This window comes from Janthinobacterium sp. NKUCC08_JDC, from assembly GCF_019345575.1.
In the GTDB taxonomy this organism is placed as follows: domain Bacteria; phylum Pseudomonadota; class Gammaproteobacteria; order Burkholderiales; family Burkholderiaceae_D; genus Janthinobacterium; species Janthinobacterium aestuarii.
The window spans coordinates 565,479-582,794 of record NZ_JAHKQW010000002.1 but is presented as its reverse complement, the minus strand read 5'-3'; the positions used below and the strand labels follow the sequence as shown (position 1 = coordinate 582,794).

The window sequence follows — 17,316 nt, the reverse complement described above, 5'->3', positions numbered from 1 at the left end:
AGTCAGGCCGCCTTGGGCAGGCGTACTGCGTCCGCCAGAATCATGTCGGCCGCTTTTTCGGCGATCATGATGGTGGGCGCGTTCGTATTGCCCGAGACGATTTCCGGCATGATCGACGCGTCGACCACGCGCAGGTTCTGCATGCCGTGCACGCGCAGGCGCTCGTCGACGACGGCCATGGCGTCATGCCCCATCTTGCAGGTGCCGCTCGGGTGGTAGATCGACTGGCTGAAGCGCCGCGCCGCGTCCAGCAGTTCTTCATCGCTCTGGAACTGCGGGCCGGGCACGAACTCGGAAATGATGTGCGGCGCCAGCGACGGGGCGGCGGCGATTTTGCGTGCCACGCGCAGGGCGGCGATCGCCGTCTGCTGGTCGCGCGGGTCGGACAGGTAGTTCGGGTAGATACCCGGATAGGCGAGAGGGTCGGCGGACTTGATCGACACGTGGCCGCGGCTGTGCGGGCGCAGCTGGCACACGGACGACGTGAACGCGGAAAACGGATGTGCGCCTTCGCCCGGCTTGTCGGCGCTCAGCGGCTGCATGTGGAACTGGATGTCGGGCCGCTCCACGTCGGGCGACGACTTGGTAAACACTGTCACCTGGCTGGCCGCCAGGGTCAATGGCCCCGAGCGGGAAAACACATATTGCATGCCCACCCACAGCTTGCCCCACAGGCTGTTGACTTCATCGTTCAGGGTTTTCAGCCGCGTCTTGAAGACGAGGCGGATTTGCAGATGGTCTTGCAGATTCTGTCCCACGCCGGGCAAGTCGTGCACGAGCGGCACGCCCACTTCATCGAGCAGGGGGCGCGGTCCCACGCCCGAGCATTGCAGGATTTGCGGCGAGCCGATGGCGCCCGCGCATAAAATCACTTCGCCGCTGGCGCGCGCCTGGCGCAGCTGGCCATCCTGCTGATATTCGATGCCGACGGCGCGCTTGCCCTCGAACAGCACGCGCGTGATTTGCGCGCGCACTTCCACGCGCAGGTTGGCGCGCTTGCGGGCGGGGCGCAAAAAGGCTTTCGCCGTGCTCCAGCGCAAGCCCTTGCTGGCTGTCTGCTGGAAATAGCCGACACCTTCCTGCGTGGCGCCGTTGTAATCGGCATTGAAGGGGATGCCGCTTTCCGTGGCGCCCGCAATAAAATGCTCGGCGATGGGGCGGCGCAGCCGCAGGTCCGACACCTTTAACGGACCGCCCACGCCATGGTAATCGCTGGCGCCGCGTTCCTGGTCCTCCGATTTTTTAAAATAGGGCAGCACCTCGGCATAGCTCCAGCCTGCATTGCCGAGTTCGGCCCAGCGGTCGTAGTCTTCCTTCTGGCCCCGCACGTACAGCAAGCCGTTGAGCGAGCTGGAGCCTCCCAGTACCTTGCCGCGTGGCCATTGCAACTGGCGCCCGGCGATGCCGGCGTCCGCTTCCGTGCGGTAGCACCAGTCGAGCTTGGGATCGTGCATGGTCTTGAAATAGCCGACCGGCACGTGTATCCAGGGATTGTTGTCCTTGCCGCCCGCTTCCAGCAGCAATACCTGATTGTTGCTGTCGTGCGACAGGCGGTTGGCCAGCACGCAGCCGGCGGAACCGGCGCCGACAACGATGTAATCGTAGTGTATTTGCAACATTGTTCTTGTCTCCTGCGTTGCGGTATCGCACCGCCTCGGCGGGCGTTTTTTGCGATACACTGGTCTTTATTGGTTATTTTTGGAACGTCTGGTTCCATTTATAAAAGACGTGCGGCACCGGGACAAGCGGAAACAGCCGCATACGCGAGAGGTGAAACAGAACATGCATGATGCGTTTCAAAAACGGCCGGGCGAGGCCGAAGAAGGTGGTCAAGTGGAGACCGGTACGACGGCAAGCCATGGCGACGAGGCGCGGGGCTTGCGCGTGCTGCGTTTGATCGAGCACCTGGCCAGCGCCAGCCAGCCCTTGACCCTGTCGCAGCTGGCCGCGCGCATGCAAGTGCCCAAGGCCAGCATGATGCGCTTGCTCGATACCTTGGAGCAGCATGGCTATGTGCTGCGCACGCCCGTGGGGCGCGGCTATGTGCCCGGTGCCGCCTCGACCAACCTGGCGCTGGCCACCCTGCGCAACAATGCCCTGATCCGCGTGAGCCGCAGCATCCTGGGCAGCCTGGTGGCCATCACGGGCGAGACGTGCAACCTGGCCATTCCCGAAGGCAATGCGATCGTCTATGTGGACCGCGTGGAAACGCAGGAACCGCTGCGCCTGCATCTGGTGCTGGGCAGCCGGGCGCCCATGCATTGCACGGCCAGCGGAAAATTATTTCTGGCGCACATGAGTTTGCTGGAGCGGCGCGAGCTGCTGGCCATGCTGACCTTGGAAGCGCGCACGCCGAAAAGCATTACCGACCCCGTGTTGCTCGAGCGCGAGATCGTGCGCATCGCCAGGCTGGGCATCGGCATCGACGACGAGGAATTCGTGCACGGCATGGTGGCCGTGGCCGTGCCCATCTGCGCGGCCGACGGACGCATTGTGGCGGCTGTCGCCTGCCACGCGCCCGTGGCACGCAAATCCGTGGAGCAACTGATGCAGCACGTGCCGCAGCTCAAGGAGGCGGCCGTGAAACTACGGCCGCTGTTGCTTGCGGAAAACAGCTAGGGTTTGAGCACCTTCGCTACTTTCGCGGCTCGCAGGCGGAACGCATCGGGCATGCCTGAACCCAGCAGCGGACGCAAGTACAGGCGGAAAGCATCGGTGACGTCCGTGCCGCTGGCGCTGATGAACTCGTCTTCCATGGTGCGCGTCTTGCCTGCCACTTCTGTCAGGGGCAGCAACTCGTAATCGACGGAATAAAAGCCCGTGCGCTTGATGGCCACCGAACCGTCGCGGTCGCCCCACATGGCGAATTGCACCGCTTTTTCGCCCACTTCGCGGGCTTCGCGCTGGTCGACGTCGGAAACGCAGCCGATGAAGGAGCGCTGAAGATAGCCGAAGGTATCGCCGCGCACGCGCTTGATGCCGAGCTTGGCCTTGATTTCGTCGCACAGCAGGTCGGCCAGCGCGCCCGTGCCGGACAATTGCACATTGCCGTGCGCATCGCGTTCGACTTCTTTCGCCAGCAGGCTGGCGATCGGTTCGCCCGAGGCGTCGTGGATGCCTTCCGAGACGGCGATCACGCAGCGGCCATATTTTTCATAGGTCGCCTTTACGTCGGCAAGGAACTGTTCCAGCACGAAGACGCGCTCGGGCAGGTAGATCAGGTGCGGGCCGTCGTCGGGGAACTTCTTGCCCAGCGCCGAGGCGGCCGTCAAGAAGCCCGCGTGGCGGCCCATCACCACGCCCACGTACACGCCGGGCAAGGCCGCGTTGTCGAGGTTGGCGCCGGCGAACGCTTGGGCGACGAAACGCGCGGCCGAGGGAAAGCCCGGTGTATGGTCGCTGCCCACCAGGTCGTTGTCGATGGTTTTCGGGATGTGGATGCAGCGCAGCGGATAGCCGGCCTTGTGGGCTTCTTCGCTGACGATGCGCACGGTGTCGGACGAGTCGTTGCCGCCGATATAAAAGAAATGTTCGATCTCGTGCGCGCGCAGCACTTCGAAGATTTGCTGGCAGTAGGCGATGTCGGGCTTGTCGCGCGTGGAACCGAGGGCCGACGATGGCGTGGCGGCTACCAGTTCCAGGTTGTGGCTGGTTTCCTGCGTCAGATCGACGAATTCTTCATTGACGATGCCGCGCACGCCGTGCAGCGCGCCATACACGCGCGTGACATGCTGAAAGCGCCGCGACTCGAGCACCACGCCCACCAGCGACTGGTTGATGACGGCGGTGGGACCGCCTCCCTGGGCGACAAGAATTTTTCCAGACGGCATGGGATTTCCTCGTAAATGGAACGGCCCTCCAGCCTACTCCTTTTTTTCCGGGACGCTGTCTTTTCCGATAGTCCTGTCGAGGAATTTCTCCACCCGGCCCCAGAAGTCGATGCGGTTCTTCGGCAATGTCCAGCCATGGCCTTCCTCATCGTAGACCACCCATTCGACATCGCGGTTGTGCTGTTTGACGGCCGCGTAAAACTGCTTGCCGTGGTACAGCGGCACCCGCTGGTCGGCGGCGCCGTATGCCAGCAGCAGGGGCTGGGTGATGCGCGCCGCCTGGGCGATGGGCGAGGTGGCCTGGAACTGGGCCGCGTTGGCCGTGCGGTCGCCAATCAGCTCGGGCATGCCGTACTGTTTCCAGTCATCGCCGAGGTCGGATTTGAAACTCCAGTGGCCGCTATACAGCAGGTTGATGTCGGTCACGCCCACCCAGTCGATGGCGCAGCGGAACAGGTCGGGATCGTTGACCAGGCCCATCAAAGCGGCATAACCGCCATAGCTGGCGCCGGCGATGCAGATGCGGCGCGGATCGGCGATTCCTTCGGCGATGGCCCAGCGCGCGCCATCGGCGAGATCGTCCTGCATCTTCAAGCCCCATTGTTTCCAGCCGGCGCGAAAATGCTTGGCGCCAAAGCCTGTGCTGCCGCGAAATTCCGGTTGCAGCACGGCATAGCCACGCGAGGCAAGAAATTGCACTTCGGCATTCCATTGCCAGGAGCTGCCGCGCACATACGGGCCGCCATGCACGAGCACGACCAGCGGCAGCTGCTTGCCGGAAGTCGTGGCGGGCACGGTGAGCCAGGCGGGAATGGACAGGCCATCGCGCGCCTTGTAGCGCACCAGCTGCTGCTCGCTCATCTGCGCCGGCTTGATGAGCGGCTGCGCTTCGCCGATGATGCTCAGCTTGCCCGTGTCGCTGTTGAACAGCGAGAATTTGCCCGGCTGCCGGTCGGAATACGAGGTCACCAGCATGAAGGGTGTGGCGGGGCGGGCCGCCAGCGAGACCAGGTTGATGGTCGCTGGCAGCAGGGCGTCGATACGTGCCTGGGGCGCCGTCATGGCCGGGTCGAACCAGCGCGTGGCGCGCGCATCGCTCAGGTGGCGCACGCCCAGCAGCTTGCCTTGCCCGACGATCAGATTGCCGCTGAAGTCATAGCCGTCGAGCGAGATGATGGGCGTGGGCACGATGCGGCTGCCGGCCAGGTCATAGGCATGCACGGACAGCGTATCGCTGCCCATGCGGGCGCTCACATACAGGGTGCCGTCCGGGCCGAAGGAGAGCGGGGTGAAGGCGTCGGGGCCGCCGAGGTAGGCGTCGAACTGCGCCAGCGTGCGCCAGGCGCCGCTGGCCGGATCAAGGTACTGCACGCTTTCGATATTGCGCTCCCGGGTCACGGCCAGGCGCGGTTCGCCATGCTGGTCGAGCAGCCAGCGGCGCACCTTGCCTGGCGGCTTGACGGCCGTGCTGCGGCCCGTGAGCGTATCGAGCTGCCGCAAGCCTTCGTAGTCGACTTCGCCCGTCGAGGCGTACACGGTGCTGCGCACATACACGGCCTGGGAATCCTGCGCACCGCGCTGGCCCGTCAGGTAGGTATGCCAGGGCAGCAGTTTATAGATCGAGGTGGAGGCATCGGGCATGGCGCTGCGGGCGGCCAGCTGGCGAAAGTTGCTGCCGTCGCGGTTGACGGCAAACAGGCCCGGCCCGAATCGCATGTCGCCGGGCGCCGTCTGGCGGTCGCGCGTGTTCAGGATCAGGCGTTCGTTGTTGACCCATTCGACGTCGCCCACGTCGACATCGCTGAATTGCGCCACGACCTTGATGCTGTTATCGAGCAGGTTGACGATGGCCAGCCGTTCGCGATTGTTCGCGCCGCTCACCTTCACGGCCAGATGGCGCGCATCGGGCGACAACTGGGGGCCGCTGAATTCGGGGTTGGCGAAGAAGGCCGACAGTGGTGGCGGCGCGATGGCCGTGTGCGCCTGTGCGGAAAGGGCGAACAGGCTGGCGCAGGCGGCCAGGATCTGTAGCAGACGCAAGAAAGCCTGGGGCATGGTGTGTTGTAACCTGGAATAAAAAATTGACCTATGGACGCTCACTCCGGCGCCCTGATATGTTCGACCAGCCCTGTGCTGCGGCGTCCCGGCGCCGGCGTCAGCCAGCTGACGAGGATGGCGGCGGCCAGGCCGGCCGGCACGCCGAAGATGCCGGCCGAGATGGGCGCGATGTGGAACCATTGACCGCTGGCATTGCCGCCCAGCATGGTGCTCGTGTGCAGCATGTAATACAGGCATACGCCAAAGCCCGTCAACATGCCGGCCAGTGCGCCCTGGAAGTTGGCGCGTTGCCAGAAGACGCCCAGCACCAGCGGCGGGAACAGGGTCGAGGCGGCCAGGGAAAAGGCTACGCCCACCAGCGACAAAATGTCCGCCGGCTTTTGCGAGGCCGCATAGGCGGCGATGAAGGCCACGGCCAGCAGCAGCAATTTTGAAATCGTCACGCGCTTTTGCGTCGAAGCCGTGGGATCGACCACCTTGTAATAGACGTCGTGCGACAGGGCGTTCGAGATGGCCAGCAGCAAGCCATCGGCCGTCGACAGGGCGGCGGCCAGGCCGCCTGCCGCCACCAGGCCGGAAATGACGTAGGGCAGGCCGGCGATCTCGGGCGTGGCCAGCACCAGCACGTCGGCGTCGATGGAAATTTCCGCCAGTTGCACGATGCCGTCGCGGTTCACGTCGACGATGCTGATCAGGGGACTGAGTTTGTCCACATTGGCCCAGTACGACACCCAGGTGGGCAGGTTCGCGTACTGCGTGCCCACGAGCGCCGAGTAAATATCGTACTTGACCAGCACGGCCAGCGCGGGAATCGTGAGATAGATCAACAAGATGAAGAACAGGGTCCAGAACACGGAAACGCGCGTTTCGTGCACGGAGGGTGTGGTGTACGATCGCATGAGGATGTGCGGCAGGGCGGCCGTACCCAGCATCATGCAAAACACGAGGGCCAGGAAATTGTTGCGCTTGATGTCGGATTGCTCGCGGTCTGCGGCGGGAAATGGCTGCGCGTGTGGAATGATCGGCTCGGCGCGTTTCTGGTTCTGCGCCTGCGCCGCCTGCCACAGCACGCGTGCCTCGTCCGGACTTTTCGGATAGGCGATCAGGTAGCGCTCCGCGTTGCGGATGTCGAACAGCGAGGTATTGCGCTGGCGCAAACTATCGAGCTGGCGCTGGGCCGCCAGGCGGCCTTGTTCCCAGGAACCGGGCAAGCCGTCGATGCGCGCCTGGTAGCTTTGCGCGCGCTGGCGGAAGATGGCGCGCACTTCGTTTTCTTTCGGGTCCGTTTCCAGCACGTGTTCGCGCGCGCTCAGTTGCGTCAGCACTTTGCCGTAGGCGATCTGCGGCACGGGATTGTCCGCATGCTTGACCGACAGCCACATGGCGGGAATCAGAAAGGCGACGAGGATGATGATGTACTGCGCCACCTGCGTCCAGGTGATGGCGCGCATGCCGCCCAGAAAGGAGCAGACGAGGATGCTGGCCAGGCCCAGGAAAATGCCGACGGAAAAATCCACGCCCGTGAAGCGCGAGGCGATCAGGCCGACGGCGTAGATCTGCGCCACCACATAGGTAAACGACACGATGATGGTGGCGGCCACGGCCACCACGCGCACGCTGGCGCCCCGCTTGTCGGTGCCGCTGCCGTAGCGGGCGGCGAGGAAATCGGGAATCGTGTATTGGCTGAATTTGCGCAGGTAGGGCGCGATCAATAGCGCCACCAGGCAATAGCCGCCCGTCCAGCCCATGATGAAGGCCAGGCCGTCGAAGCCGTTCAGGTACAGGCCGCCGGCCAGGCTGATGAAGCTGGCGGCCGAGATCCAGTCGGCGGCCGTGGCCATGCCGTTGAACATGGCCGGCACCCGGCGCCCCGCCACATAGTATTCGGTGACGTTCGAGGTGCGGCTGATGACGCCGATGGTGGCGTACAGGGTGATGGTGACGAGCATGAACAGGTAGCCGATCCACGCGCGCGGCATGCCTTCCTGTTCCAGCACGGACAAGGCCAGCAGGAAAGCGGCGAAACCGGCCGTAAACAGCAGGTAGTAGCGGCTCAGCCGCGCAAAGAAACTGCGCTGGCCGCTCATGCTTGCTCCTCGGCATGAAAGTCGCGGTCGAGGCGTCGCATGCGCCAGGCATAGAAGGCGATGATGGCCAGGTACACGAGCGAGGCGCCCTGGGCCGCCATATAGAAGGGCAGCGGCCAGCCGAACAGGTTCAGGTGCAGCAGCTCGCGCGCATAGAATACGGTTAGAAAACCCGTCAGCAGCCACACCAGCAGCAGGATGGCCGTCAGGCGCCGCGTCTTGCGCCAGTGGATGTCGCGGCGCGCCTGCAGCTCGGGGCTGGGCGCGTGCGATGGCCGCGCCGGGGCAACGGGTGGGCTCGGCTTATCCATACGTGACGTCATCCTCTTCTGGCGCGTCCGGCAACAGCAGGGCGATGCTCAGGCGTAGCAGGGTGCCCGGCAGCTTCGGCGACTGCGCGCGCGGATTGTTAAAAATATCGACTTCGGCGCCATGCTGCTGCGCAATTTCGCGCACGATGGCCAGGCCCAGGCCGCTACCGTCGACATTGCTGCCGAGAATGCGGTAAAAGCGTTCGAACACGTGCGCCCGCTCGGCCGGCGCAATGCCGGGACCCGTATCTTCCACTTCCAGGATGGCCAGTTCCAGGGTGCTGCGCACGCGCACCGTGACGCTGCCGCCCGACGGCGTGTAGCGCAGGGCGTTGTCGATCAGGTTGCTCAGCAGCTCGCGCAGCATCATGGCATTGCCGGAAATCATGATCGAATACGCGGGCTGCTCGAAGCCCAGGTCGATATGCTGGGCAAACGAAGCTTGCACCCAGTCCTGCACCACGCCGCGCGCCAGTTCGCTCAGCTCGATCGGCTCGAACGCCGTGCCCGCCTGCGGCTGGTTTTCCGCGCGCGCCAGGGCCAGCAGCTGGTTGACGAGGCGCGTGGCCGCTTCCGAACTTTTCGCCAGTTGCAGCAGCGAGCGGTGGATCTCGTCGTGGTCGGTCTGGCGCAGGGCCAGTTCCGACTGCATGCGCATGCCGGCCAGCGGCGTTTTCATCTGATGCGCGGCATCGGCGATGAAGCGTTTCTGCATGTCGATCGACAGCGATAGCCGCGCCAGCATCTCGTTGAGCGAACCGACCAGCGGCGTGATTTCCTCGGGTACCTGGCCCGATTCGATGGGCGATAAATCGTCGGGTGGCCGGGCGCGTATGCGCTCCTGCAATTGCGCCAGCGGCGACAGGCCGCGCGCCAGGGCAAACCAGACGAGAGCCAGGATCACGGGCAGGATGATGAACTGCGGCAAAATCACGCCCTTGATGATTTCATTGGCCAGCTGGGCGCGTTTCTCCAGGGTTTCGGCAACTTGTACCAGCGCGCGGTGCGGCTCATCGTCGTTGTCGGCAGGAATGTCGAGATAGCTGAACGCCACGCGCACGGGCGTGCCGTGGATGGTGTCGTTGCGAAACAGCACCATGCCGCTGCGGTATTTGTCGGGATCCTGCGGCGGCGGCAAATCGCGGTCGCCGGCCAGGTATTCGCCGCGCGGACCCACCACCAGGTAATACAGGGTGTCGACATCGTCGCCGCGCAGCAAGTCGCGGCCATTATTATTGCTGCTGTTCTTGTCCGGCGCGCGGCGCAACATGGCGCCATCGGCCTGCTTGACTTGCTGCGTGAGCACGGTCACGCTGTCTTCCAGCGCATGGTCGAACGGCTGATTGGCGATGCCCTTGGCCACCAGATAGGTGATGGCGATGCTCATCGGCCACAGCAGCAGCAGGGGCGCCAGCATCCAGTCGAGGATTTCGCCGAACAGCGAATGCTCGATGGTGTCGTCCTGCTCCGTGGTGGGCGGCTCGAACCAGTCGTCATCATCCGGCTCGTCCGCTGGCGCCTCGCGCGCCTTCACTTGCTGGCGGGTCCGCTGGCCGGGCTTGCCGACTCGCCCGCTTCAGCGTTCAGGCGCGCCGTTTCCGAGTATTTTTCCAGGCAATAGCCGAGGCCGCGCACGGTGGCGATGCGCACGCCGCCCACTTCGATCTTCTTGCGCAGGCGGTGCACATACACTTCGATGGCGTTGTTCGACACTTCCTCGCCCCATTCGCACAGGTGGTCGACCAGCTGCTCTTTCGAGACGAGGCGGCCGGTGCGGCCCAGCAGGATTTCCAGCAAGCCCAGTTCGCGCGCCGACAGGTCGAGCATCTGGTCGTTGATGTAGGCGCTGCGCCCCACCTGGTCGTAGCTGAGGGGGCCGTGCTTGATGATGGTGGCGCCGCCGCCAGCGCCGCGGCGCGTCAGGGCGCGCACTCTTGCCTCCAGTTCCGACAAGGCGAACGGCTTGGCCATATAATCATCGGCACCGAGGTCGAGGCCATTCACGCGTTGTTCGATGGAATCGGCGGCCGTCAGGATCAGCACAGGCAGCAGCGAAGCGCGTGCGCGCAGGCGGCGCAGCACTTCCAGGCCGGACATTTTGGGCAGGCCCAGGTCGAGGATCAGCAAGTCGAATTCCTGGGTGGACAGGGCCGTATCGGCCTCTTGCCCCGTCTTGACGTAGTCGATCGCATAACCGGACTGGCGCAGCGAGCGGGTCAGGCCATCGGCCAGCACGCTGTCATCTTCGGCAAGTAAAATACGCATGGTGCACTTCCTATGCTTTGCGGCGGTAGAAGCTTGTATTGTGTTTCATTTTCCGCAAGGTGGCGAATTTTTGTGAAAATCCACGCTTGTATTGATCTGTTTCAAAACAAATCCACGTTCCGCTTGCATTGATCACTGTTTTTTTATACAGTACTGTCTGTGTAAAGAATTTAACCCACTGGCGCTATCGCAGGCTGCACGGTTCACGTAGATGCGTCACGTGAATCCGCAACTGTAGAACGGCTGAAAGAACATATGGACGATAAAAAAGCTGTAGTACCCGCATCGGAAAAAGCCAAGGCGCTCGCCGCCGCACTGGCGCAGATCGAGAAGCAGTTTGGCAAAGGTTCGGTCATGCGCATGGATGCCAGCGCACCGATCGAAGAAGTGCAAGTCGTGTCGACCGGTTCGCTCGGCCTCGATATCGCGCTGGGCGTGGGCGGCTTGCCGCGCGGCCGCGTGGTGGAAATCTACGGTCCGGAATCGTCGGGTAAAACCACCTTGACCCTGCAAACCATCGCCGAAATGCAAAAACTGGGCGGCACGTGCGCCTTTATCGACGCCGAGCACGCGCTCGACGTCGGTTACGCGCAAAAGCTGGGCGTGAACCTGCACGAATTGCTGATCTCGCAACCGGACACGGGTGAGCAGGCGCTGGAAATCTGCGACGCCCTCGTGCGTTCGGGCAGCGTCGACCTCGTCGTCATCGACTCCGTGGCCGCACTGACGCCACGCGCCGAGATCGAAGGCGACATGGGCGATTCCCTGCCAGGCCTGCAAGCGCGCCTGATGTCGCAAGCCCTGCGCAAGCTGACCGGTTCCATCAACCGCACCAATACCCTGGTCATCTTCATCAACCAGATCCGCATGAAGATCGGCGTGATGTTCGGTAGCCCGGAAACAACCACGGGCGGCAATGCGCTGAAATTCTACGCCTCCGTGCGCCTGGATATCCGTCGCACCGGCTCGATCAAGTCCGGCGATGAAGTGATCGGCAACGAAACCAAGGTCAAGGTCGTCAAGAACAAGATCGCGCCACCGTTCAAGGAAGCGCACTTCGACATCCTGTACGGCGCAGGCACTTCGCGCGAAGGCGAAATCCTGGACCTGGGCTCGGATGCCAAGATCGTGGAAAAATCCGGTTCGTGGTACAGCTACAACGGCGAACGTATCGGCCAGGGCAAGGACAACGCTCGCGCCTTCCTGCAGGAGCGTCCGGCGCTGGCCCGCGAAATCGAAAACAAGGTCCGCGCTTCGCTGGGCGTGCGCGAACTGCCGCCGCTGGCTGCTGAAAAGCCGGAAAAAGCGGATAAAGCCGCCGACAAGGCTGCCAAGGCTGCGGAAGCCAAGCCAGAGTAGGTCGGATTAGCGCGGCAAAGCCGCGCGTAATCCGACAACACCACAGACGTCAACAATGTTGTCGGATTACGGTCCAAGGGCCCTGATCCGGCCTACGCATGGCTTGCCGCAAGGTAGGACCATGATCGCCGTCCCGCGCTGTTGCGCCGGGCGGCGATTGTGTTTGGGTGATGTGATTGTGGAATGAAAGACAAGGTGGGTGTATGGCCGCAGTACAACTAAGCCTGAAGGGCAGGGCGCTACGCTTTTTGTCGATGCGTGAACACAGCCGCATGGAATTGCGGCGCAAGCTTCAGCGCCATGCGCAGGAGGGCGATGACGTGGAAGCCTTGCTCGACAGCCTGGAGCAAGCCAATTGGCTGTCGCAGGAGCGCTTTTCCGAGTCGCTGATCCACCGCCGCTCGGCCCGCTTCGGCAATAGCCGCATCATGGCGGAGTTGCAAAGCCATGGCATCGGCGGCGAGGCGCTGCAGGAACTCAAGGCGGGCCTGGCCGAAGGGGAAGTTGCGCGCGCCTGCGAAGTGTGGCGCCGCAAGTTTGGTGAAGTAGCGCAGGATGCCGAGCAGCGCAACAAGCAGATGCGCTTCCTGATGCAGCGCGGCTTTTCCCAGCGCGCCGTGCAAGCGGCCTTGAAGGGGCTGGATCCCGACGAGGAATGAGGCTGACCATGGCGCGCCGGCCGGCCTCCGTCGTGCCCCATGAACTGCGCTTTCAAACGCCGTTTGTTTCCAGTATGGCGACGCCGCGCGATAAGGTATTCTGGCGCTCGAACGCTGTGCGATGCGCGCAGCACCACTGACCGTGACAGGATCGAGATGAGCAACTGGAATGCCGGCTATGTGGCCGAAATCGCCTATACCTATGGCTATTACGAAGAATTGAATCCTCTGCGCCTGCGGCTGCCCCTGCTGGCTGCCGGGCTTGCCTTGCCGGCCAGCGGCACGGCTTGCGAGCTGGGCTTTGGCCAGGGCATCAGCGCCAACATCCATGCGGCGGCGTCTTCCACGCGCTGGCATGGCAATGATTTCAATCCGTCCCAGGCCGCCTTTGCGCAGGAGCTGGCCAGCGTGACCGGCGCCGGCGCACAGTTCACGGACGAATCGTTCGCGCAGTTTTGCCGCCGTGACGACTTGCCCGATTTCGACTTTATCTGCCTGCACGGGATCTGGAGCTGGGTCTCGGCAGAAAATCGCGCCTTGATCGTCGATTTCCTGCAGCGCAAGCTGAAAGTGGGTGGCGTCGCCTATATCAGCTATAACACGCAGCCGGGCTGGAGTGCCATGATGCCGATGCGCGACTTGCTGGCCGAGCATAGCCGCGTCATGAGCGCGCCCGGCGTGGGCGTGCTGGCACGAGTCGACGGCGCCATCGATTTTGTCGACAGGATGATCGCCGTGCAACCGCGCTACCTGGAGGCCAATCCCCTGCTGGCGGACCGTTTCGAGAAGCTGAAAGCGCTGGACCGCAACTATATTGCACACGAATATTTCAATGCGGATTGGCAGCCGATGGCCTTTTCCAGCGTTGCGGCCATGCTGGGCGAGGCCAAGCTGGAGTTCGCCTCGTCCGCCAACTATACCGCTCTGGTCGACATGCTGAACCTGACGGCCGAACACCAGCAATTCCTGGCCGAGATACCCGATCCCGTCTTCCGCGAGACGACGCGCGCCTTTCTCGTCAACGAGCAATTCCGCAAGGATTACTGGGTCAAGGGCGCGCGCAGGCTGACGCCGTTGGCCCAGGTCAGCGCCGTGCGGGCCGTGCGCGTGATGCTGGCCGTGCCCCGCGACGAAGTGGTGTTGAGCGTGCATGGGGTGCTGGGCGACGCCGATATGGACGAGCGCGTGTATGCGCCCGTGCTCGACGCCATGGCCGACCATCGCGTGTACACGATAGGCGAACTGGAGCTGCAACTGGCGGGTAGCGAAGCCGGCCTGGCCGCCTTGCTGCAGATCATATTGGTGCTGGTCAGCAAGGGCAGCGTGCTTGCCGTCCAGGACGAGGCCGACATCGCCGTGGCGCGGCCGCAGACGGCGCGGCTGAATGCGCACTTGCTGGAGCAGGCGCTGGCAAGAACCGACTTGCACAGCCTCGCCAGCCCCCTGACGGGCGGCGGCGTGGTTGTATCGCATTTACAACAACTGTTCCTGTGGGCAAAACAGCAAGGTTGTCCAACGCCGCAAGAATGGGTGCGCGCGACGTGGCCGGTACTGCTGCGCCTGGAGCAACTGCTGACGAAGGACGGGCAGCCCTTGTTGACGGAAGAGGAAAACCTGGCCGAACTGCTGGCGCGCGCGGAATATTTTTCCGCGCGCACCTTGCCCGTTTTACGCGCACTGGGTGTGGCTGACTGAAGCGCGGTGCCGGCCAGTGCGCCGGTGCCGCAGGCATGCTTTCAAGTTATCTGCATTGTGAATAATTGTCATTGATTTTGCGATTTTCGTTAATGATTTGCGGCAGACGGCACGACCAATAAAAAATTATGTTGCGGCGCAACTAGCGCCCTGTGTGCTACACTTTTAGGGTTTTTGCGGCGCCGCAGGTGCGGTTGCTGTTCGTAGAAGCTGCGAACAGAGTGCTTTAGGCACATGGCTGCTTACTAATTATGGCCGCGCAAGCGGCATCGGTCTTATGCCCCTGTCAACTCCCGTATCCCGGCGCGCCCTACGGCACTCCCGCGTTATCGACGTCCAAGCGTATATGCGCGACGACGGCCTGTGGGATATTGACGCCCATATCACCGACATCAAAAGCTATGACGCGACCCTGGCCTCCGGCCCCCGTCCCGCCGGCGCCCCTCTGCATGACCTCCACTTACGTATTACCGTCGATCGCGAACTGACCATTGTCGAGGCCGAAGCTGCCTCCGATGCCGTGCCCTATCCCGGTTTTTGCGATACCATCGGCCCCGCTTACAGGGCGCTGATCGGTTTGAATTTATTGAAGAATTTCCGCCGCGACTTGAAACAGCGCCTGGCGGGAATCGCTGGCTGTACCCATTTGACCGAACTGGCGCAAGTCTTGCCGACTGCGACGGTTCAGGCATTTGCCGGCGATGTCTGGTCGACCCGTGACGGTGAGAATGCTGACTTGTCGCATGAAAAGCCGTTTCAACTCGACAAATGCCACGCCCTGCGCACCGATGGCGGGGCGGTGGCACAGTATTACCCGCGCTGGGTAGCCAAAGCGTGACCCCGGCGCTCTGTTTTTCCTGTTTTTTTTGCACCACTAACCGTATTTTTACAAATCAGTATCAGAAGGGAAGCCAGCATGAAAATCCATGAGTATCAAGCCAAAGAAATCCTCCGGCAGCACGGAGTGACGGTACCACGCGGTATTCCGTGCATGTCCGTCGAAGAAGCCGTCAAGGCTGCGGAAACCCTGGGCGGCCCGGTATGGGTTGTCAAGGCGCAGATCCACGCAGGTGGCCGCGGCAAGGGCGGCGGCGTGAAAGTGGCGAAATCGATCGAACAGGTCAAGGAATACGCTGACCAGATCATGGGCATGCAGCTGATCACGCACCAGACCAGCGCCGAAGGCCAGAAAGTCAACCGCCTGCTGGTGGAAGAAGGCGCCGACATCAAACAAGAACTGTACGTTTCGCTGGTCACCGACCGCGTTACCCAGAAAATCGTCCTGATGGCGTCGTCCGAAGGCGGCATGGACATCGAAGAAGTGGCCGAGAGCCACCCTGAAAAGATCCACCACGTCACCATCGATCCAGGCACCGGCCTGACCGATGCCCAGGCAGACGACATCGCCGCCAAAATCGGCGTGCCTGCCGGCTCCATCGCCGACGCCCGCGTCAACCTGCAAGGCCTGTACAAAGCGTACTGGGAAACCGATTGCTCGCTGGCCGAGATCAACCCGCTGATCGTCACCGGCAGCGGCAAAGTCATCGCCCTGGACGCCAAGTTCAACTTTGACCCGAACGCCCTGTTCCGTCATCCGGAAATCGTCGCCCTGCGCGATCTGGACGAAGAAGATCCAGCTGAAATCGAAGCGTCGAAATTCGACCTGGCCTACATTTCGCTCGACGGCAACATCGGTTGCCTGGTGAACGGCGCCGGTCTGGCCATGGCCACCATGGACACCATCAAGCTGTTCGGCGGCGAGCCAGCCAACTTCCTGGACGTCGGCGGCGGCGCCACGGCAGAAAAAGTCACCGAAGCGTTCAAGATCATGCTGAAAAACCCAGGCCTGAAAGCCATCCTGGTGAACATTTTCGGCGGCATCATGCGTTGCGACGTGATCGCTGAAGGCGTGATCGCCGCAGTGAAAGCCGTCTCGCTGAACGTACCGCTGGTCGTGCGCATGAAGGGCACCAACGAAGACCTGGGCAAAAAGATGCTGGCCGATTCCGGTCTGCCTATCATCGCAGCCGACACCATGGAAGATGCAGCCAAGAGCGTCGTTGCCGCTGCTGCCGGTCAAGCTTAATTAAGGAATCAACATGTCCATTCTGATCAATAAAGATACCAAAGTCGTTACCCAAGGGATCACCGGCAAGACCGGCCAGTTCCACACCCGCGGTTGCCGCGACTACGCGAACGGCAAAGCTGCCTTCGTGGCAGGCGTGAACCCGAAGAAAGCCGGCGAAGATTTCGAAGGCATTCCTATTTTCGCTAACGTTACCGAAGCGAAAAAAGAAACCGGCGCCAACGTTTCCGTGATCTACGTACCGCCAGCAGGCGCGGCAGCGGCGATCTGGGAAGCTGTCGAAGCTGAAATGGATCTGGCCATTTGCATCACCGAAGGCATTCCTGTCCGCGACATGATGGCCCTGAAAGACCGCATGGCTAAAGCCAACAGCAAGACCTTGCTGCTGGGCCCTAACTGCCCAGGCCTGATCACGCCAGACGAAATCAAGATCGGCATCATGCCAGGTCACATCCACAAGAAGGGCCGTATCGGCGTGGTGTCCCGTTCGGGCACCCTGACCTATGAAGCAGTGGGTCAATTGACCGCACTGGGTCTGGGCCAATCGTCGGCAGTCGGCATCGGCGGCGACCCGATCAACGGTCTGAAGCACATCGACATCATGAAGATGTTCAATGACGATCCAGATACCGACGCGGTCATCATGATCGGCGAAATCGGTGGTCCGGACGAAGCCAACGCGGCTTATTGGATCAAAGACAACATGAAAAAACCGGTCGTTGGCTTCATCGCTGGCGTAACCGCTCCTCCAGGCAAGCGCATGGGCCACGCCGGCGCGCTGATCTCGGGCGGTGCCGATACGGCACAAGCCAAGCTGGAAATCATGGAAGCTTGCGGCATCACCGTGACCAAAAACCCGTCGGAAATGGCGCGTCTGCTGAAAGCCATGCTGTAATTTTCAGCTTGGTTCATGCAGTACAAAAAAGGAGCTTCGGCTCCTTTTTTTTTGTCCGCCAGACAGGCCGA

General features: G+C 62.4%; 14 protein-coding genes. 7 read left to right on the top strand and 7 right to left on the bottom strand.

Annotation, left to right across the window (positions count from 1 at the left end; translation table 11 throughout):
- Nucleotides 1–2 precede the first annotated feature (2 nt).
- Nucleotides 3–1,619: a GMC family oxidoreductase gene (locus KO538_RS08635; RefSeq protein ID WP_257620230.1), complete on the bottom strand. Its 1,617-nt coding sequence runs from the start codon at nt 1,617–1,619 to the stop codon at nt 3–5.
- Between the two features lie 163 nt (nt 1,620–1,782).
- On the opposite strand from KO538_RS08635, the gene KO538_RS08630 reads away from it, so the two are divergent.
- Nucleotides 1,783–2,619, top strand: a complete 837-nt coding sequence (locus KO538_RS08630; protein ID WP_083292463.1) for an IclR family transcriptional regulator — start codon at nt 1,783–1,785, stop codon at nt 2,617–2,619.
- Here the strand turns inward: KO538_RS08630 and KO538_RS08625 are convergent.
- From KO538_RS08625 to KO538_RS08600, 6 genes are read right to left on the bottom strand one after another with little or no spacing between them, the layout of a single operon-like run.
- The gene (locus KO538_RS08625; RefSeq protein WP_070301051.1) at nt 2,616–3,830 is read right to left on the bottom strand and encodes a 6-phosphofructokinase; all 1,215 of its coding nucleotides are present in this window, start codon (nt 3,828–3,830) and stop codon (nt 2,616–2,618) included. The genes KO538_RS08630 and KO538_RS08625 overlap by 4 nt on opposite strands.
- Before the next feature lie 33 nt (nt 3,831–3,863).
- Nucleotides 3,864–5,885 (bottom strand): S9 family peptidase, encoded by a 2,022-nt coding sequence (locus KO538_RS08620; RefSeq protein ID WP_257620229.1) that lies wholly within the window; start codon nt 5,883–5,885, stop codon nt 3,864–3,866.
- Nucleotides 5,886–5,926: 41 nt separating this feature from the next.
- Nucleotides 5,927–7,975, bottom strand: a complete 2,049-nt coding sequence (locus tag KO538_RS08615; RefSeq protein WP_070301053.1) for a sodium:solute symporter family protein — start codon at nt 7,973–7,975, stop codon at nt 5,927–5,929.
- Nucleotides 7,972–8,286: a DUF4212 domain-containing protein gene (locus KO538_RS08610; protein WP_219328040.1), complete on the bottom strand. Its 315-nt coding sequence runs from the start codon at nt 8,284–8,286 to the stop codon at nt 7,972–7,974. The genes KO538_RS08615 and KO538_RS08610 overlap by 4 nt, the downstream gene beginning before the upstream one ends.
- Nucleotides 8,279–9,820, bottom strand: coding sequence for a sensor histidine kinase (locus KO538_RS08605; protein ID WP_034746063.1), 1,542 nt, complete (start codon nt 9,818–9,820; stop codon nt 8,279–8,281). The genes KO538_RS08610 and KO538_RS08605 overlap by 8 nt, the downstream gene beginning before the upstream one ends.
- Nucleotides 9,817–10,551, bottom strand: coding sequence for a response regulator transcription factor (locus tag KO538_RS08600; protein ID WP_099376370.1), 735 nt, complete (start codon nt 10,549–10,551; stop codon nt 9,817–9,819). Before KO538_RS08600 ends, KO538_RS08605 begins: the two co-directional genes overlap by 4 nt.
- A 255-nt stretch (nt 10,552–10,806) precedes the next feature.
- Here KO538_RS08600 and recA point away from each other — a divergent pair, with 255 nt between their 5' ends.
- From recA to sucD, 6 genes are all read left to right on the top strand, one after another.
- Nucleotides 10,807–11,910 carry a recombinase RecA gene (gene recA, locus KO538_RS08595; RefSeq protein ID WP_034746069.1) on the top strand — a complete coding sequence of 368 codons (1,104 nt, stop codon included), beginning with the start codon at nt 10,807–10,809 and terminating at the stop codon, nt 11,908–11,910.
- A gap of 203 nt (nt 11,911–12,113) precedes the next feature.
- Nucleotides 12,114–12,569 (top strand): recombination regulator RecX, encoded by a 456-nt coding sequence (gene recX, locus KO538_RS08590; protein ID WP_034746072.1) that lies wholly within the window; start codon nt 12,114–12,116, stop codon nt 12,567–12,569.
- Between the two features lie 156 nt (nt 12,570–12,725).
- Nucleotides 12,726–14,264, top strand: a complete 1,539-nt coding sequence (locus KO538_RS08585; protein ID WP_219328039.1) for a class I SAM-dependent methyltransferase — start codon at nt 12,726–12,728, stop codon at nt 14,262–14,264.
- A gap of 277 nt (nt 14,265–14,541) precedes the next feature.
- Nucleotides 14,542–15,102, top strand: a complete 561-nt coding sequence (locus tag KO538_RS08580) for a DUF2889 domain-containing protein (RefSeq protein WP_034746078.1) — start codon at nt 14,542–14,544, stop codon at nt 15,100–15,102.
- Between the two features lie 78 nt (nt 15,103–15,180).
- On the top strand, nt 15,181–16,350 hold the full coding sequence (sucC, locus tag KO538_RS08575) for an ADP-forming succinate--CoA ligase subunit beta (RefSeq protein ID WP_034746081.1): 1,170 nt from the start codon (nt 15,181–15,183) through the stop codon (nt 16,348–16,350).
- Between the two features lie 13 nt (nt 16,351–16,363).
- Nucleotides 16,364–17,245, top strand: coding sequence for a succinate--CoA ligase subunit alpha (sucD, locus tag KO538_RS08570; protein ID WP_034746085.1), 882 nt, complete (start codon nt 16,364–16,366; stop codon nt 17,243–17,245).
- The last annotated feature ends 71 nt before the right edge of the window (nt 17,246–17,316 follow it).